The sequence below is a fragment of the Pseudomonas sp. PGPR N4 genome (genome assembly GCF_059693665.1).
This window is the reverse complement of record NZ_JCAUKV010000007.1, coordinates 108,278-124,453: the sequence shown is the minus strand read 5'-3', so window position 1 is coordinate 124,453 and position 16,176 is coordinate 108,278. Positions and strand designations below refer to the sequence as shown.

General features: G+C 64.5%; 15 protein-coding genes. 8 read left to right on the top strand and 7 right to left on the bottom strand.

The features are described 5' to 3' along the window. Positions 1-5: 5 nt before the first annotated feature. Positions 6-2,534 carry an ATP-dependent helicase HrpB gene (gene hrpB / locus AC58X1_RS22560; protein ID WP_497429481.1) on the bottom strand — a complete coding sequence of 843 codons (2,529 nt, stop codon included), beginning with the start codon at positions 2,532-2,534 and terminating at the stop codon, positions 6-8. A gap of 116 nt (positions 2,535-2,650) precedes the next feature. On the opposite strand from hrpB, the gene pmcY reads away from it, so the two are divergent. Both pmcY and AC58X1_RS22550 read left to right on the top strand, forming a co-directional pair. Further along, complete coding sequence (gene pmcY / locus AC58X1_RS22555) at positions 2,651-3,070, top strand: periplasmic Zn2+ metallochaperone PmcY (protein WP_101322234.1); 420 nt, start codon at positions 2,651-2,653, stop codon at positions 3,068-3,070. Positions 3,071-3,092: 22 nt separating this feature from the next. After that, a complete protein-coding gene (locus AC58X1_RS22550) occupies positions 3,093-3,962 on the top strand; it encodes a cation diffusion facilitator family transporter (RefSeq protein WP_101322235.1) in 870 nt (289 codons plus the stop codon). A 167-nt stretch (positions 3,963-4,129) separates the two neighbouring features. Here the strand turns inward: AC58X1_RS22550 and AC58X1_RS22545 are convergent, their stop codons facing one another. After that, positions 4,130-4,954 carry a DUF6515 family protein gene (locus tag AC58X1_RS22545; RefSeq protein ID WP_497429480.1) on the bottom strand — a complete coding sequence of 275 codons (825 nt, stop codon included), beginning with the start codon at positions 4,952-4,954 and terminating at the stop codon, positions 4,130-4,132. Between the two features lie 390 nt (positions 4,955-5,344). Between AC58X1_RS22545 and AC58X1_RS22540 the strand changes: the two genes are divergently transcribed. Next, a complete protein-coding gene (locus AC58X1_RS22540; protein WP_101322237.1) occupies positions 5,345-5,821 on the top strand; it encodes an Lrp/AsnC family transcriptional regulator in 477 nt (158 codons plus the stop codon). Positions 5,822-5,876: 55 nt separating this feature from the next. Further along, the gene (locus AC58X1_RS22535; protein WP_101322238.1) at positions 5,877-6,080 is read left to right on the top strand and encodes a DUF2788 domain-containing protein; all 204 of its coding nucleotides are present in this window, start codon (positions 5,877-5,879) and stop codon (positions 6,078-6,080) included. A gap of 18 nt (positions 6,081-6,098) precedes the next feature. Here the strand turns inward: AC58X1_RS22535 and AC58X1_RS22530 are convergent, their stop codons facing one another. The 4 genes from AC58X1_RS22530 to AC58X1_RS22515 form a co-directional block, all read right to left on the bottom strand. Further along, positions 6,099-6,731 (bottom strand): pseudouridine synthase, encoded by a 633-nt coding sequence (locus AC58X1_RS22530; protein ID WP_101322239.1) that lies wholly within the window; start codon positions 6,729-6,731, stop codon positions 6,099-6,101. Positions 6,732-6,737: 6 nt separating this feature from the next. After that, positions 6,738-8,225, bottom strand: a complete 1,488-nt coding sequence (gene amn, locus AC58X1_RS22525) for an AMP nucleosidase (protein ID WP_178080798.1) — start codon at positions 8,223-8,225, stop codon at positions 6,738-6,740. A gap of 58 nt (positions 8,226-8,283) precedes the next feature. Beyond that, positions 8,284-9,936, bottom strand: coding sequence for an acyl-CoA dehydrogenase family protein (locus AC58X1_RS22520; protein WP_497429479.1), 1,653 nt, complete (start codon positions 9,934-9,936; stop codon positions 8,284-8,286). Positions 9,937-10,050: 114 nt separating this feature from the next. Continuing rightward, positions 10,051-12,030: a sensor histidine kinase gene (locus AC58X1_RS22515; RefSeq protein ID WP_312391784.1), complete on the bottom strand. Its 1,980-nt coding sequence runs from the start codon at positions 12,028-12,030 to the stop codon at positions 10,051-10,053. Between the two features lie 264 nt (positions 12,031-12,294). Between AC58X1_RS22515 and AC58X1_RS22510 the strand changes: the two genes are divergently transcribed. From AC58X1_RS22510 to AC58X1_RS22495, 4 genes are all read left to right on the top strand, one after another. Then, a complete protein-coding gene (locus AC58X1_RS22510) occupies positions 12,295-13,092 on the top strand; it encodes a hydroxymethylpyrimidine/phosphomethylpyrimidine kinase (protein WP_497429478.1) in 798 nt (265 codons plus the stop codon). Positions 13,093-13,113: 21 nt separating this feature from the next. Further along, positions 13,114-13,737: a thiamine phosphate synthase gene (thiE, locus tag AC58X1_RS22505; protein WP_150570967.1), complete on the top strand. Its 624-nt coding sequence runs from the start codon at positions 13,114-13,116 to the stop codon at positions 13,735-13,737. Positions 13,738-13,752: 15 nt separating this feature from the next. After that, positions 13,753-15,036 carry a glutamate-1-semialdehyde 2,1-aminomutase gene (gene hemL, locus AC58X1_RS22500; protein ID WP_101322245.1) on the top strand — a complete coding sequence of 428 codons (1,284 nt, stop codon included), beginning with the start codon at positions 13,753-13,755 and terminating at the stop codon, positions 15,034-15,036. A gap of 162 nt (positions 15,037-15,198) precedes the next feature. Next, a complete protein-coding gene (locus AC58X1_RS22495) occupies positions 15,199-15,756 on the top strand; it encodes a tetratricopeptide repeat protein (protein ID WP_101322246.1) in 558 nt (185 codons plus the stop codon). Between the two features lie 3 nt (positions 15,757-15,759). On the opposite strand, the gene AC58X1_RS22490 is transcribed toward AC58X1_RS22495, so the two are convergent. Then, on the bottom strand, positions 15,760-16,086 hold the full coding sequence (locus AC58X1_RS22490; RefSeq protein WP_101322247.1) for a DUF1820 family protein: 327 nt from the start codon (positions 16,084-16,086) through the stop codon (positions 15,760-15,762). Positions 16,087-16,176 lie beyond the last annotated feature (90 nt).

Genomic DNA, 16,176 nt, shown 5'->3' with positions numbered 1-16,176 from the left:
ACGGCTCAGGTCCCTCGCGGTTTGACCCGCGCGGTGGCCTGCGCGATCAGCGGATCATCAGGCCAGTAGTGCTTGGGATAACGGCCTTTAAGGTCTTTCTTCACCTCGGCATAAGTCATGCGCCAAAAGTTGGCCAGGTCCTGGGTCACCTGCACTGGCCGGCGTGCCGGCGACAGCAGGTGCAGCTTGACCTGCTGGCGGCCCTGGGCGATGCGTGGGGTGTCGGCCAGACCGAACAGCTCTTGCAGGCGCACCGCCAGAATCGGCGGCGTCTCGCTGTAGTCCAGGCGGATGCTCGAGCCGGAGGGCACATCCAGATGCTGCGGCGCCCACTCTTCCAGCCGCTGCGGCAGCGGCCAGGGCAGCAGATTGCGCAGGATCGACGACAGATCCAGCTGGGCGAAATGGCTGAGCCGCGAGACTTTGCCCAGATATGGCTGTAACCAAGCTTCGAGGCTGTCGAGCAGGGCCTGGTCAGACAGATCGGGCCAGTCGCTGGCGCCGTTCTGCGCCATATCCAGCTGGCGCAGCAGAGCCACCCGCGCTTGCCACTGGCGCAGCTCCGGGGTCCACGGCAACAAGGCCAGACTCTTGCGTCGGACCAGCCCGAGCAGCGCCTGCGCGCGGGCTTCATCGTTGAGCCCCGGCAGGGCTTCACGGCTCAGCACCAGCTCACCGACCTTGCGCTGGCGCTCGGCGCGCAGGACCTGCTCGCGCTCATCCCAGTCGAGCAGGTCGAGGGTTTGCACCTGTTCGGCGAGCACGCCGTCGAACAACTCAGGGTCGAACTCGACAGCCAGATAGATCCGTTCTTCACGCTGGCCCTGGCGGCTGCCGAGGTCGGCAATTACCAGCCACGGGCACTTCATCAGCCCATCGACCTCGGCAAACAACGCTGCGCGACCATTGGCCAGACGGTACTCGGCACTGCCTTCACGGCGCTGTTGGGCAACCCGGTCTGGATACGCCAGCGCCAGCAGTGCACCGAGCCAGCGTGGATGCTGCGGGTCGACGACCGGCGTCTGCACGCTGCCACGCAGCAGACCGCGGTATTGGCGCGCCAACTGGCGGGCACGCTGCACGCCGCCTTGCGCACCGCGCACTGCTTTGCTCTGGCCGCTGAGCAGTGCCAGCCGGCTGTGCAGATCAGCGCCGCCACCGCGCTGGATGTCACGCTCGCCCAGCAGCGCGGCGACGTCACAGGCCATTTCGCTCAGGCCCAGTTGCTGACCGCGCAGCAACAGATGGGCGATCCGTGGATGCGCGGGCAGTTCGGCCATGGCCTGGCCATGACTACTCAGGTTGCTGCGGCTGGCCGGTTTGAAGCCGCCAAGCCGGGCCAGCAGGTCTTGTGACTGGGCGTAGGCAGCGGCAGGCGGCTGGTCGAGCCAGCTCAACTGGTCCGGGCTCACGCCCCAGCGCGCCAGTTGCAGCGCCAGCCCGGCCAGGTCGGCCTGGAGAATTTCTGCGGTGCCGTGGGCGGCCAATTGTTCATGCTGCGCTTCGGACCACAGCCGGTAGCACACGCCCGGCTCCAGCCGCCCTGCCCGCCCGGCGCGCTGGGTGGCGCTGGCGCGGGAGATGCGTTGAGTGTCGAGGCGGGTCATGCCGCTGCCCGGGTCAAATCGCGGCACCCGCGCCAAGCCGGCGTCGATCACCACCCGCACGCCATCGATGGTCAGGCTGGTTTCGGCAATGTTGGTCGCCAGCACCACCTTGCGCTGGCCCCCGGCAGGCGGCTCGATGGCAGCACGCTGGGCGTTCAGGTCAAGCTCGCCATGCAGCGGGCAGAGGATGATGTCGGAGCGCTCGCCGACGGCTTCCTGCAGGCTTTGATGGACTCGGCGGATCTCGGCCTGGCCGGGCAGAAACACCAACAGGCTGCCGCTTTGATCGGCCAGCGCCTGCAGCACGCAGTCGACCACCCGCGGCTCGACGAACTCACCCGGCTGCATCGGCCGGCCCCACTGGATCGTTACCGGGTGCATGCGGCCCTGGCTGCTGACCACCGGAGCGTCGTCAAGCAGGCGCGCCAAGCGCTCGCCTTCGAGGGTTGCCGACATCAGCAGGATTTTCAGCGCCGGCTCGTCGCGCAGTAGTGCCCGCCCGTTGAGGGTCAGCGCCAGCGCCAGATCGGCGTCCAGTGAGCGCTCGTGAAATTCGTCGAAAATCAGCAGGCCTACACCTTCCAGCGCCGGGTCCGACTGCAGCCGGCGGGTCAGGATGCCTTCAGTGACCACTTCGATGCGGGTGTTCGGCCCGACCTTGCTGTCCAGCCGAATCCGATAGCCGACCGTTTCCCCAACCTGCTCGCCCAGCTCGCTGGCGAGCCGCTCGGCTGCGGCCCGGGCGGCCAGCCGGCGTGGCTCGAGCATGATGATGCGCTGGCCGGCCAGCCACGGCTCCTCGAGCAGGGCCAGCGGCACGCGGGTGGTCTTGCCGGCGCCAGGCGGCGCTTCCAGCACGGCTTCGTGGCGCGCGCTGAGCGCCTGGCGCAGGGCGGGCAGTACGGCATCGATTGGTAATGAAATCATGGTGGTCCTCGAACGAGGCGCCGAGTATAACGGCGAACCGGGCGAGGCCCGATAGGTCATACTATCGGCAGCAGGCCGCTGGCCTGTTTCGTTGCGATTTTCCATCGGAGATTTACATGCGCATTCATTCCCGCGTCATCGGTGGCGCCCTGGTTGCCACCCTGCTGACTCAGCTGACGGCCTGCGGCACGTTGTTCTATCCAGATCGCCGTGGCCAGATCGAAGGCAAGGTCGACCCGGTGATCGTCGCCCTCGATGCCATCGGCATTCTGTTCTACGTGATCCCGGGCTTGATCGCCTTTGGTGTCGACTTTGCCACTGGCGCGATCTACTACCCCGGCGGCACCACCGCCCAGGTCGACCCGGCCAAGCTCAAGCCGGCGGTGAATGCCGATGGCAGCATCGACAACAGCAAGCTGCAGGCTATTCTCGAAAGCGAGCTGGGCCAGCGCCTGCCGCTCAACGACCCGCGCCTGATCCAGCACCGCGGCAGCGTCGAGCAGTTGGCCAGCTACGGCCTGATCCCGGCCGCCTGACACTTCGCAGGATGCTCAACGCATGACGCCCACTGCCGAACAGCAACGCTTGCTCCGCCTGGCCACTCGCGCTTCGCTGGCGGTGGCCTGCATTCTGGTGGTGAGCAAGGCGATTGCCTGGTGGCTAAGCGACTCGGTCAGCCTGCTGGCCGGGCTGACCGACTCGGCGCTGGATGCGGTGGCCTCGCTGCTCAACTTGCTGGCAGTGCACTACGCCCTGCGCCCGGCCGACGACGATCACCGCTTTGGCCATGGCAAGGCGGAAGCGCTGGCCGGCATGGCCCAGGCGTTGTTCATCGGCGCCAGCGCGGTGCTGATCGGGGTGCAGGCGGTGAGTCGTCTGCAGTCACCGCAGCCGCTGGGTGATACGGCGGCCGGTATCGGTGTGATGGTGTTATCGCTGGTGCTGACCGTGGCCCTGCTGGCGCTGCAGCGCAAAGTGATCAAGGCCACCGGCTCGACCGCAGTGCGTGCCGATTCCCTGCATTACCGCTCCGACCTGTTGCTCAACGGCAGCATCCTGCTGGCGTTGCTGCTGGCCGGTTATGGCTGGCCGCAGCTGGACGCGCTGTTCGGCCTGGGCATTGCCTTGTATATCCTCTGGAGTGCAGTGCAGATTGCTCGGGAAAGTACGGCGATCCTGATGGACAAGGAGCTGCCCGGCGATGTGGCCGAGCAGATGCTGGCGCTGGTCACGGCTATCCCCGGGGTGCTCGGCGCGCATGATCTGCGTACGCGCGTGTCCGGCAGCTACTGGTTTGTGCAACTGCACCTTGAGCTGCCCGGCACGCTGTCACTGCATGATGCCCACGAGCTGTGCGTGCAAGCCTCGGCAGTGATCCGCGAGCGCTATCCGCAGGCGGATGTGATGGTGCATGCCGACCCGCTGTGATGTCAGTCAGGACGCCGGGGGGCGCTCTGCGCCCCTTTCGCGACACAAGGCCGCTCCTACAGGGACCGCGTAGCGCCTGGCTTGCGCGGTCAACTGTAGGAGCGGCCTTGTGTCGCGAAAGGGCTGCAAAGCAGCCCCCGACATATTCGAATCAGAAACGAGCGCTATCAGTTGATGCTGTACCCACGCCCACTAAGGCACGCCCCAAGCGAGCGCCGATACAGGTCGGCGACATTTGCCGCCGGCGCATAGCTGGCCTGGGCCGGATCGAAGCCGGACTGCTCGACAGCCCAGCGATGGCACTGATAGCGGTCCTGATCCTGCTGCTGTTGGTTTTGCCCGTAGCTTGGGTAAGCAACCACGTCATAACCACTGTTGGCCTGCAACGGTGGCACAGGCTGGCTGACCGGTGGATTCACCACCATGTACTCGCGACTGTCGGCCAGGTATTGGTAGTAGGTGTCAGCGACCAGAAAGAACAGCGCACCGCCGCGCCAGACTTCTCGCGCATACGGCGGCAGGTAGCCGACGCGCACGCCGTAAGGTGGGCGCACCACTACGTAGCGCGGTCCCTGCGGCTGATACCAGTAGCCACCGGAGTAGAAATAATCGCGGCCGCGATAGGGCACTTTCCAGTGCTGCTCAGGGAAGCGGTCGATCGCCTGCCCGGGGTGGTACTGCGGCCCTGGCCCCCAGCCATTGCCGTGACCATCGGGGCGACCTGACCAGTTGTCACCGGGGCGCTGACCGGGCCCTCCCGCCTGCCAATGGCGATTGTCGGGGCCACGGCGCGGGATGTCCTGGTAATAACCTTGCCGGGGTTGCTCGGTCTGGCGTACTTCATCCCGAGAATTCAATGACGAGCCGGAACTACCGCCGCCATTCGGGTCTTGTGGCCCACGGCCATCGCCAGGCCCTTGCGCCTGCACCGCGGCGCTGATAGCCATTGCCAGCACACCTACCCCTGCCAACTGCCAGCCGCGCGACCTCATGGTATTCCTCTCGACAAGTAAAACCGCAACTGCCGCCAGTTTACCGCGCAGCATGCGTGGGCAGATGAAAATCCAGCCATAAAAAAGGGAGGCCAAGTGGCCTCCCTTTGCAATTGTCGTCCGTGCTCGGCACTTGTGGCGCCGGCTCACCTCACCCCGTCTGGTAGACAGAGCGTAGCCCGGGGGCCGGCTGATCGTGTTGATCGCGGGCCGCGAGCGGCCTCCTGGGCCGGTCGCCGTGGACTTATGTCCGGGCAGTGATTCTGTTGATAAAGATACCGGCCAGAGCCCGGCACAGGATTGCGAAGATTGCTCAGATAAATAGCACTTGCGCAATTTTTAACCCTGGATTGATAATTCGCCGCAATCCGAACAGAAAAGGCCCCTTTCATGAGCAAGCTCGACCGCTACGACCTGAGCATCCTCGCCGAATTGCAGCGCGATGCGCGCATCTCCAACCAGGAACTGGCCGAACGCATCGGCCTGTCGCCCTCGCCGTGCTCGCGTCGGGTCAAGCAACTGGAAGACGACGGCTACATCTCGCGCCAGGTTGCACTGCTGGACCGCAAGAAGCTCGGCTTGAGCCTGACCGCCTATGTTTTGATCGGCATGGACCGGCATACCCCTGAGCGTTTCGAGACGTTTGAAGCCGCCGTGCGCAGCCTGCCGCAGGTGCTCGAGTGCAGCCTGGTGACTGGTATGGACGCCGACTATCAACTCAAAGTGGTGGTGCCGGACATGGACCATTACCAGAAACTGCTACTGGGCAGTCTGACCCGCATCGAAGGCGTTACCAGCGTGCGTTCCAGCTTTGTGCTCAACCAGGTTCTGGCCAGCACCGAGCTGCCATTGACCCACCTGCGTTAACAGCTGAGGGGCCCGGGCGTATACTCCGCCGCTTGAGCCTGCCTGGAGCGCACAGATGGATCCTGAAAAATTCGAAGAATGGATGATGATCATCCTGGTGACCATTCTCATCGGTTTCATGGGATTCATCGTCTGGGACCTGGCGAAAAAATCCAAGGCAGGCCGCTTCGGCACGCTGATCCTGTTCTTCGTGCTCGGCCTGGGCGTGCTCGCGTTCATCATCAAGAGCGTGGTGGTGGGAATGATCGAGGGCGTCTGACGCACACGCCCTGCTCATCTACAGCTTGGGCGGTGCGTCGCGCCAGCAGCCCTGATCCAACCCGTCCAACGTCCAGTCGCCGATCTTCACCCGCACCAGACGCAAAGTCGGCAAGCCGACCGCAGCGGTCATGCGCCGCACCTGACGGTTGCGCCCTTCACGAATCACCAGCTCCAGCCAGGCCGTCGGCACGCTCTTGCGAAAGCGCACTGGCGGCTCGCGTGGCCACAACTGCGGCTCGGCCAACAGCCGCGCCTCGGCTGGCAAGGTCATGCCGTCATTGAGCTCGACGCCCTGGCGCAAGCGCTGCAACTGCTCCTCGCTGGGCTCACCTTCAACCTGGACCCAATAGGTCTTGGCCAGCTTGTGCTTGGGGTCGGCAATCCGTGCTTGCAGGCGACCGTCGTTGGTCAGCAACAGCAAGCCTTCGCTGTCGCGGTCCAGGCGCCCGGCGGGATAGATCCCGGGGATATCGATGAAATCCTTGAGGGTGGCGCGGCCGTCGCCGTCACTGAACTGGGTCAGTACGTCGAACGGCTTGTTGAACAGCACCAGGCGCGGCTCGGCCGGTGGCGCCTTGGCCGGCCGGCGGGGGCCGGCAGGCCGCGGCGCTGGGGTGCGGCGCGGCTTGGAACGGGGTGGCAGGGGCATGGATCCTCAGCGGAACGGCGGCTCATCGAAGCTGCGCAGTTTACGCGAGTGCAACGAATTGAGCTCGGTACGCAGCAGATCCAGCGCGGCGATGCCGATTTTCAAGTGCTGGCTGACCGCGCGGTTGTAGAACGCATTGGCCGAACCTGGCAGCTTGATCTCGCTGTGCAGGGGTTTGTCCGACACGCAGAGCAAGGTCCCGTAAGGCACCCGCAGGCGATAACCCTGGGCGGCGATGGTGCCGCTTTCCATGTCGACCGCCACCGCTCGCGAAAGGTTGATCAGCGGCCGTTCCTGGGCCCAGCGCAGCTCCCAGTTGCGGTCGTCGTAGGTCAGCACGGTGCCGGTGCGCAGGCGTTTTTTCAGCTCGTCGCCGCGCTCGCCGGTGACTTGCGCCGCTGCTTCCTGCAACGCCATCTGCACCTCGGCCAGGGCCGGGATAGGAATGTTCGGCGGCACCACTCGATCGAGAATGCCGTCGCGGCGCATGTAGGCGTGGGCCAGCACGTAATCGCCGATGGTCTGCGACTGACGCAGGCCGCCACAGTGGCCGATCATCAGCCAGCAATGCGGGCGCAGCACGGCCAGGTGGTCGGTGATGTTCTTGGCGTTTGACGGGCCGACGCCGATGTTGACCAGGGTCACACCGTCGCCATCGGCGGCGATCAGGTGATAGGCCGGCATCTGGAAGCGGTGCCAGACCACGCTGGCCACCAGCGCCTGGGTCTCGCCTTCGTTCAGGCCTTTTTCGATGACCACGTTGCCGGGCAAGACCATGCGCACAAAGCGCGGGTCGTCACGCAGCTGCTCAAGGCCATGGGCAATGAACTGGTCAACGTAGCGGTGGTAGTTGGTCAGCAGGATCCATGGCTGCACATGGCGCCAGTCGCTACCGGTGTAGTGCACCAGGCGGCGCAGCGAGAAGTCCACGCGGGCGGCGTCGAACAGCGCCAGCGGCAGATTGTCGGCATTGCTCCAGTCCCACAGGCCGTCGGCGATATCGTCGGTGGCAGCCGACAGGTCGGTGCTGGGGAACACCCGCGCCAGGGCGGCGGCGGTAATGCCGGTGCCGGCCAGTTCATCGCCCTGCTCGACCACGTACGGGTAGGGGATGTTCTGCTCGCTGACGCCGACTTCCACGGTCACCGTGTAGTCGTGCATCAGGGGCCGCAACTGGTCGAGCAGGTAACTGCGGAAGGCTTCAGGCTGGGTCACGGTGACGCTGTAGGTGCCAGCGACCTGGACCTTGCCATAGGCACGGGTGGTGGCCGCGACTTCGCCGTTGCTGTAGTAGGTCAGGCGCAAGGCTGGGTAGCGGTACAGGGCGCGCTCTTCGGCGTCCGGTTCGGTGCGGTCCTTGAGGTAACGCTTGAGGGCCTGACTGAGGGCACCGGTGGCCTGTTCATGCAGGGCCGCCAGACGGTCGACGGCCTGTTCGGGGGTATCAACGACTACAAACGCTTGGCTCACGCTGGGCTTCCTGTTTTCTGTCATGCGTGCAGCCATCTTGCCTTGCTTCGGTAGCAAATACACCCCTGCGGATGCATTAGCCTCAGCACGGCCACGGCGGCGTCGCCCGCGCGACCAGCGCCTGCACGTCGACACCGCGCGGCAAGGCGCCGTAGACCCTGCCCGAGCCGCCCAGGCGGCTGGCGATGAAGCCATCGCTGACCTGCGCATTGCCCACTTCGAGGAGTAGTTTGGCCTGCACCGCCAGGGCAATGTCTTCGCTCAGCTGGCGGGCGCGGTACTGGATGTCACTGGTGTCGGCCAAGGCGCTCTTGAGCCTGGCAATATGCGCCGCCAGCCGCGGTTCGCCGTGGCCATCGCCCAGCTCGGCGAACAACGCGTCCTGAATACCGGGCTCCTTGCTCAGTGCACGCAGCACATCCAGACACTGCACATTGCCCGAGCCCTCCCAGGTCGAGTTGACCGGCGCCTCGCGGTACAACCGCGGCAGGATACTGTCTTCAACGTAGCCCGCGCCGCCCATGCATTCCGCCGCTTCGTTGATCATCGCCGGGGCGCGCTTGCAGATCCAGTATTTGCCTACCGCAGTCATCAACCGGGCGAAATGCGCCTGCTGCGGATCTTCGAGCTGGTCCAATGCCTGGCCCATGCGCAGGCTCAGCGCCAGCGCGGCCTCGCTTTCCAGGGCGAGGTCGGCGAGGACGTTCTGCATCAAGGGTTGCTCAGCGAGCAGGCGCCCACTGACCTGGCGATGGGCGCAGTGGTGTGCGGCCTGGGTCAGCGCCTGGCGCATCAGCGCGCTGGAGCCAACCATGCAGTCGAAGCGGGTCATCGCCACCATTTCGATGATGGTCGGCACGCCGCGGCCCTCTTCGCCGATCATCCACGCCAGGGCGCCGCGCAATTCGATTTCGCTGGAAGCATTGGAGCAGTTGCCCAGTTTATTTTTCAGGCGCTGGATATAGAACTGGTTGCGGCTGTCGTCGGGGCGATGGCGCGGCAGCAAAAAGCAGCTCAAGCCTTTGTCGGTCTGCGCCAGGGTCAGAAACGCATCGCACATCGGCGCCGAGCAGAACCACTTGTGCCCGACCAGCTCGTACGCCTGGCCGGGGCCACCGGCGCCGACCGGATAGGCCCGCGTGGTGTTGGCGCGCACGTCGGTGCCGCCCTGCTTTTCGGTCATGGCCATGCCGAGGGTGACACCGGCCTTGTGCCGGTCGCCGACATTGCGCGGGTCGTAGTCGCGGGCCAGCAGCTTGGGCAGCCAGTACTCGGCAAGCTCCGGCTGCACACGCAGCGCAGGCACCGCGGCAAAGGTCATGGTCAGTGGGCAGCCGGTGCCAGCTTCAGCTTGCGAGTGCAGATAGGTCAGCCCGGCGCGGGCAACATGCGCACCAGGCTGCGGCGCGGCCCAGGGCAAGGATGGCAAGCCATGCTCGACAGCAGTGCGCATCAACTGGTGATAGGCCGGATGAAATTCGACCAGGTCGATGCGATGGCCATAGCGGTCGTGGCTGTGGAACTCGGGCTTGTGCGCGTTGGCCAGAAACCCCGCCGCCATCAGCGGCCCACCGGCCAGCGCGCCATAGCTGTCCAGCTGCGCCTGCGCCCAGCCCGCGCCAAAGCGCTGTGACCATTGCTGCAACGGCAGATCGAGCCGGTACAGGTTGGCGCCATCCAATGAAGGCGGCTGGTTGCTGACCTGGTGAGTCTCGGCGTACTGGTGCAGGTTCATGGGCGCGCTCCTGGTGCCGTGCTGGCCTTGGACTGCCAGTGAAGCACCGTTGCGCGGTCAGTCAAAGTGACGAATCGGCCTATCGCGGCGGCGCTTTACGACAACGCCGTGCACTCAGAACCTGGCAACGCGGCCCGGCGGCGCCTGTACCTGGGCCGCGCTCAGGTTCAGGGTCAGTTCGAAACGGCTGCCCAGTCCGCGGGTCGACTCATGCGACAGGCTCGCTTCAAGCAAATCGCCCAACTGCCGGCAGATCGACAGGCCGATGCCCAGCCCGCCATAGCGCCGGGTCATCGAGCCATCGACCTGGAAGAAGCGCTGATAAAGCGTGGCCTGATCAAGGTCATCAAAACCAATGCCGCTGTCACTGACGATAAACGACAGCGCCAGGCTGTGCGGGCCAACCCGGCGGCCACGGACCTTGATCATCACCCCACCCTGCTCGGTGAACTTCAAGCCGTTGTCGACCAGGCAACGCAGGCAGCGCATCAGCTTTGGCGCATCGCCGACCAGCTCGTCGGGCAGGTCGGCCGGGATATCCAAACTCAGGTACAGGCCTTTGCTCAAGGCCAGCCCGGCAAAGCTGGCGCGCAGTTCCTGCAACTCGCGGCGCAGGTTGAACGGCAAGGGATGCGCACGCAGCCGGCCCGCCTGCAGTTCGCTCAGGATGAGGATGTCGTCGACCATCACCATCATGTCTTGGGCGGAGCGTGTGGCGGTGTGTTGGTACTGGCTGAGTTCGCTGTCCATCGGCAGGGTCTGCATCAGCTGCAGCGAGCCGATCACGCCATTCATCGGGGTGCGCAGCTCGTGGGTCACGGTCGACAGGAACTCGTCCTTCAAACGGTTGCTGCGGGCCAGTTGCTGGTTGAGCTGCTCCAGGGTCTGGCCGGTGTCGCGCAGGGTCTGCGCCTGCTGCTCGCGCAAGCTGTTGATGCGATCGGCCAGAGCCAGCGACAGTAAGGCGACTTCCAGCGCGGAGCCGAGCTGGCTGGCGTACATGGTGATGAACACGTTGGGCAGATAGCCCAGCACCATCAAGGTATTGACCAGCCCGCCGAGCAAAAACGCCGACCAGGCGATGATGAACCAGCGCGCCACCCGCAGCCCGCGCCACCAGGCATACAGCCCGGCGCTGAAGATACTCACGGTGAACAGCAGCGCCAGCACCGTGGCCATGCGCAGAGCCACGCCGTAGCGCAGGGTCACCGCCAGCACCATGACAAGCGCGCCACCGAGCATCAGCACTTGCAGCAGCCGGTCGAAGCCGCGGCTGAGCAGGCCCATCTGCAGGAAGTGGCGGGCAAACTGGCAGCCGAACAAGCCGGCGGCACCGATGAACAGCGGTGTCGCCGCGTTTGCCCACCACGGGCTGTCCGGCCAGAAATACGCCACTCCGGCGCCGTTGACCGACACCTGGTACAAGCCGAACGAGGCTATATAGAGGATGTAATAGAGGTAGCTGACGTCGCGCACACTGATGTAGATGAACAGGTTGTACACCAGCATCACCAGCAACACGCCGTAGATCATCCCCAGCACATACAGGCGGGTAGGCTGATCTTCCATGTAGGCATTCACCGACCATAGCGTCAGCGGCGCCTGAACCGAGCCTTCGCTCTGCAGGCGCAGATACACCGTGGTCGGCTGGCCGGGCTGCAGCGGTAGTTCGAACAGGTAGTTGTTCTGCTGGATCTGCCGGCTGGCATACGGCAGGGCATCACCGGTGCGCTGCGCCAGCTTGAAATGGCCGCGGGCGTCGGCCAGGTATAGCTCGAGGTGATCGAGCGGCGGGTAGGCGAGTTCCAGCAGCCATTGCCGGGCGGCCTGGTTGGCCGGCGCGACGTAGCGCAGATCAAGGCGCAGCCAGAACACCGAGTTGGAATAACCGGCGTTGAGCACGTCTTCTTTATGGGTGACAAAACGCTCGGCAAATTCCGCCGAGCTGACCTCGGCAATGGTCGCACTGGCCGTGCGGTCCTCATACACCTGCATGATTTTGCCTAGCGGCAGATGCCGGGTCGCGTCGTCAAAATCCACAGCTGCGGCGAGCGCGGGCAAGCAGCCCAGCAAGATGATCAGCAAATAGCGCATTACAGCCCCAGCATGGCCCTTTCGGTTGCGTCGCGTTGGCCCCCTTTCCCTTTGAGGCGACGTAATCCGGTAGAGCCCGTTATCGAATTATTTGTGCACTCTAGCATAGCCATCAGTGATGGCGATCAAGTCCGCATGATTTTGACTGAACAGCTCTAGCACGCCATTTACAGGCGAAATAACCGTCCCATCCCGAGCAACGCCCTGCACTATCGACACGCGGGGCGCTTCGCCGAAATAGGTTTGGTGGTAAGCTCGCCGACCATGAATATCTACAGCTCCCGCCCCGTTGTCCTCTGTCTCTCCGGCCACGACCCCAGTGGCGGCGCCGGCCTGCAGGCAGATATCGAAGCCCTGATCGCCCAAGGCTGTCACGCCGCGCCCGCCGTGACCGCTCTGACCGTGCAGGATACCGTCAACGTCTCCGACTTCCGCGTGCTCGATCGCGAGTGGGTGCTGGCCCAGGCCAACGCCGTGCTCAACGACTCGCAGGTGGCGGCGGTGAAGCTGGGCATGCTCGGTTCGATCGAAATGGTCGACACCGTGGCCGAGCTGCTGGCCGCGCACCCGCACCTGCCGCTGGTCTGTGACCCGGTACTGCGCGCTGGCGGCGGTGGTCGGCTGGGCAAGGATGAGGTCGGCTATGCCGTGCGCGAACGGCTGTTGCCGCTGGCGACCATCGCCACGCCCAACCTGCCCGAGGCACGCATTCTCGCCGAGCTGCCCGAAGGCACTGCCGACGAGTGCGCAGCCAAGCTGCTGCCGTTCTGCAAAAACCTGTTGATTACCGGCGGCCACGGTGACGAAGACGCCATTCATAACCGCCTGTACAGCCGCGCTGGCAGCAGCCAGACCTGGCTCTGCCAGCGCTTGCCGGGCAGCTATCACGGTTCCGGTTGCACCTTGGCCAGCGCTCTGGCCGGTCGCCTGGCCCTTGGCGAAGAACTGCAAAGCGCCGTACGCAGCGCCCTCGACTACACCTGGCGGACTCTGCGCGACGCTGAACAACTGGGCCGTGGCCAATTCGTGCCGCGCCGCCTGCCGCTGGATTTCTGTTCCTGAGCTACGCACACGAGGCCTGACATGAAGCTACGCGGTCTGTACGCGATCACCGACAGCCAGCTGCTCGCTGGCCGCTTTGAATCCCATGTAGAAGCGGCGCTGGCCGGCGGTGTGCGCCTGCTGCAGTACCGCGACAAGAGCGACGATGCGGCCAAGCGCCTGCGCGAAGCCGAAGCCTTGAAGGTGCTCTGCGAGCGTTACGGCACCCAACTGATCATCAACGACGACGCCGAGCTGGCCGCGCGCCTGGGCGTCGGCGTGCACCTGGGCCAGACCGACGGCCCGCTGATGCCTGCCAGAGCCTTGCTCGGGCGCAATGCAATCATCGGCTCGACCTGTCACGCTCAACTCGAGCTGGCCGAGCAGGCCGCCCGTGAAGGCGCCAACTATGTCGCTTTCGGCCGCTTTTTCAACTCCGTGACCAAACCCGGCGCGCCGGCTGCCAGCCTGGAGTTGCTGGCCCAGGCCCGCGCCACGGTGAAACTGCCGATCGCCGTGATCGGCGGCGTCACCCTCGACAACGCCCCGGCATTGATCGACCACGGCGCCGACCTGCTGGCCGTCATTCATGGCCTGTTTGCGGCTGACGACGCCCACGAAGTCACCCGCCGGGCCCGCGCGTTCAACGCGCTGTTCGCTTCCTGAATTCGAGAGAAAACCATGTCCCGTTCCGAACTCCTTTTTGCCCAGGCCCAGAAGCACATCCCCGGTGGCGTCAACTCGCCGGTGCGTGCCTTCAAGAGCGTCGGTGGCACGCCGCTGTTCTTCAAGCACGCCCAGGGCGCCTACGTCATCGATGAAGACGACAAGCGCTACGTTGACTATGTCGGCTCGTGGGGGCCGATGATTCTCGGCCACAGCCACCCGGACGTGCTCGACTCGGTGCGCAAGCAACTCGAGCATGGCTTGTCGTACGGCGCGCCGACCGCGATGGAAACCGAGATGGCCGACCTGGTCTGCTCGCTGGTGCCGTCGATGGAGATGGTGCGTATGGTCAGCTCCGGCACCGAAGCGACCATGAGCGCCATTCGCCTGGCTCGTGGCTACACCGGCCGCGACGCTATCATCAAGTTCGAAGGCTGCTACCACGGCCACTCCGACAGCCTGCTGGTCAAGGCCGGCTCCGGCCTGCTGACCCAGGGCGTGCCGAGTTCGGCGGGGGTCCCGGCAGACTTTGCCAAGCACACCCTGACCCTGCCGTTCAACGACCTCGCCGAAGTCGAAAAGACCCTCGCCGAAGTCGGCCAGAGTGTCGCCTGTATCATCGTCGAGCCGGTTGCCGGCAACATGAACTGCGTGCCGCCGGCGCCGGGCTTTCTTGAAGGCCTGCGCGAGCAGTGCGACAAGCATGGCGTGGTGTTGATCTTCGACGAAGTGATGACTGGCTTCCGGGTATCGCTGGGCGGCGCCCAGGGTCATTACGGCATCACCCCGGACCTGTCTACCTTCGGCAAGATCGTCGGTGGCGGCATGCCGGTCGGCTGCTTCGGTGGCAAGCGCGCGATCATGGAATGCATCGCCCCGCTCGGCCCGGTCTACCAGGCCGGTACCCTGTCGGGTAACCCACTGGCCATGGCCGCCGGCCTGACTACCCTCAAGCTGATCAGCCGTCCGGGCTTCCACGATGAGCTGAGCCGCTTCACCAGCAACCTGCTCGACGGCCTGCAACAGCGCGCCGATGCTGCGGGCGTGCCGTTTGTCACTACTCAAGCGGGTGGTATGTTTGGCCTGTACTTCACCGGCGCGGACGATATCGTCACCTTCGACGACGTCATGGCCAGCGACACCGAGCGCTTCAAGCGCTTCTTCCACCTGATGTTGGAAGGCGGTGTGTACCTGGCGCCAAGCGCTTATGAGGCTGGTTTCACCTCGATCGTGCATGGCGATACCGAGCTGAAAATCACTTTGGATGCGGCCGAGCGGGCGTTTGCCAAGCTGAAGTAAATCAGCGCGGCTGAGGGCCTTTTCGCGGCGGTCCGCCGCGAAAAGGCCCCCGCAGACCCACCTTCAACAGAAAATCGAGTAAAACTTTGTAAGGTTGGCGCTGCTTATCCCATAATGTGCCACCAGAGACATCGGACAGCTTGCAGAGGTAAGTCGATCCCCATGAACCGCACCGGCCGCGCCCTGACCCTGGGCTGCCTGTTGCTCCTTCAGCCCCTGCTGGCCTTGGCAGAGGGCGGTAACTCGTTGCTGATTCCAGCGACGGGCCGCTGCACTCTCAACGTTCAGCCAGAGGACCTGCAGAACGCCCTCAAGGCGTGCGAGCACACTGCCGAGTCTGGGGATGCCCAGGCGCAGTACGAGCTGGGCGAGTTCTACTACAGCGGTAACGGCGAGCAAGCCGCACGCGACCTCAACAAAGCCCTCAACTGGTTCCAGCAAGCCTCGTTGCAAGGCCATGCTCAGGCCCAGTATCGGCTTGGCTCGATGTTCTTCCATGGTGAAGGGGTCAAGGCCAACAATGTCCAGGCGTACATTCTGCTGAAGATGGCCGCGGTCAACGGTGCCGAGGATGCCCTCGACCTGGCTGACGAAGTCACCGAGCAGATGCCCCGCGACGAACTCGAGCACGCCACCCAGGTGCTCGGCCAGATCTTCCGCAAATATCTGCTCGAACTGCAGAACGCCGAGGGCCGCAGCCCTTTCGCCCCGCTGCCGTAAGGATTATTTGGTAGGTATTGGCATTGGGAACGGCATCACGTTGCCGGTGATCTTGGCTTCGCTGATCTTCGCCGTACCCAACCGCTCGACTTCATCGATGCGCACGATCGAGTGCATCGGCACGAAGCTGCGGATCACTCCCTCAAACTGGGCCTTGAGCTTTTCTTCGCTCGGATCGACCACCACCTGGGTGCGCTCGCCGAAGACGAACTCTTCGATTTCGAGAAAACCCCAGAGGTCGCTCTGGAAGATCTGCTTGGCATACATTTCAAAGACCTGCCCCTGATTGAGGAAGATCACTTTGTAGATCGCGGGTTCGCTTTTGCTCATGATCGGCGTATAGGCACACTGGTCTGAAAATGGCCCGCATCATAGCAGAGCCCGGCCCACTGCGAGGCCTCACATGGCGCCGACGGCGGG

Excerpts from the sequence above, each read along its gene's own strand:
- AC58X1_RS22495 (WP_101322246.1), top strand. The coding sequence starts at position 15,199 with ATGAACCGCACCGGCCGCGCCCTGACCCTGGGCTGCCTGTTGCTCCTT.
- amn (WP_178080798.1), bottom strand. The coding sequence starts at position 8,225 with ATGACAGAAAACAGGAAGCCCAGCGTGAGCCAAGCGTTTGTAGTCGTT.
- thiE (WP_150570967.1), top strand. The coding sequence starts at position 13,114 with ATGAAGCTACGCGGTCTGTACGCGATCACCGACAGCCAGCTGCTCGCT.
- AC58X1_RS22535 (WP_101322238.1), top strand. The coding sequence starts at position 5,877 with ATGGATCCTGAAAAATTCGAAGAATGGATGATGATCATCCTGGTGACC.
- pmcY (WP_101322234.1), top strand. The coding sequence starts at position 2,651 with ATGCGCATTCATTCCCGCGTCATCGGTGGCGCCCTGGTTGCCACCCTG.
- AC58X1_RS22530 (WP_101322239.1), bottom strand. The coding sequence starts at position 6,731 with ATGCCCCTGCCACCCCGTTCCAAGCCGCGCCGCACCCCAGCGCCGCGG.
- AC58X1_RS22490 (WP_101322247.1), bottom strand. The coding sequence starts at position 16,086 with ATGAGCAAAAGCGAACCCGCGATCTACAAAGTGATCTTCCTCAATCAG.
- hemL (WP_101322245.1), top strand. The coding sequence starts at position 13,753 with ATGTCCCGTTCCGAACTCCTTTTTGCCCAGGCCCAGAAGCACATCCCC.
- AC58X1_RS22510 (WP_497429478.1), top strand. The coding sequence starts at position 12,295 with ATGAATATCTACAGCTCCCGCCCCGTTGTCCTCTGTCTCTCCGGCCAC.
- AC58X1_RS22515 (WP_312391784.1), bottom strand. The coding sequence starts at position 12,030 with ATGCGCTATTTGCTGATCATCTTGCTGGGCTGCTTGCCCGCGCTCGCC.
- AC58X1_RS22545 (WP_497429480.1), bottom strand. The coding sequence starts at position 4,954 with ATGAGGTCGCGCGGCTGGCAGTTGGCAGGGGTAGGTGTGCTGGCAATG.
- AC58X1_RS22520 (WP_497429479.1), bottom strand. The coding sequence starts at position 9,936 with ATGAACCTGCACCAGTACGCCGAGACTCACCAGGTCAGCAACCAGCCG.
- AC58X1_RS22540 (WP_101322237.1), top strand. The coding sequence starts at position 5,345 with ATGAGCAAGCTCGACCGCTACGACCTGAGCATCCTCGCCGAATTGCAG.
- AC58X1_RS22550 (WP_101322235.1), top strand. The coding sequence starts at position 3,093 with ATGACGCCCACTGCCGAACAGCAACGCTTGCTCCGCCTGGCCACTCGC.
- hrpB (WP_497429481.1), bottom strand. The coding sequence starts at position 2,534 with ATGATTTCATTACCAATCGATGCCGTACTGCCCGCCCTGCGCCAGGCG.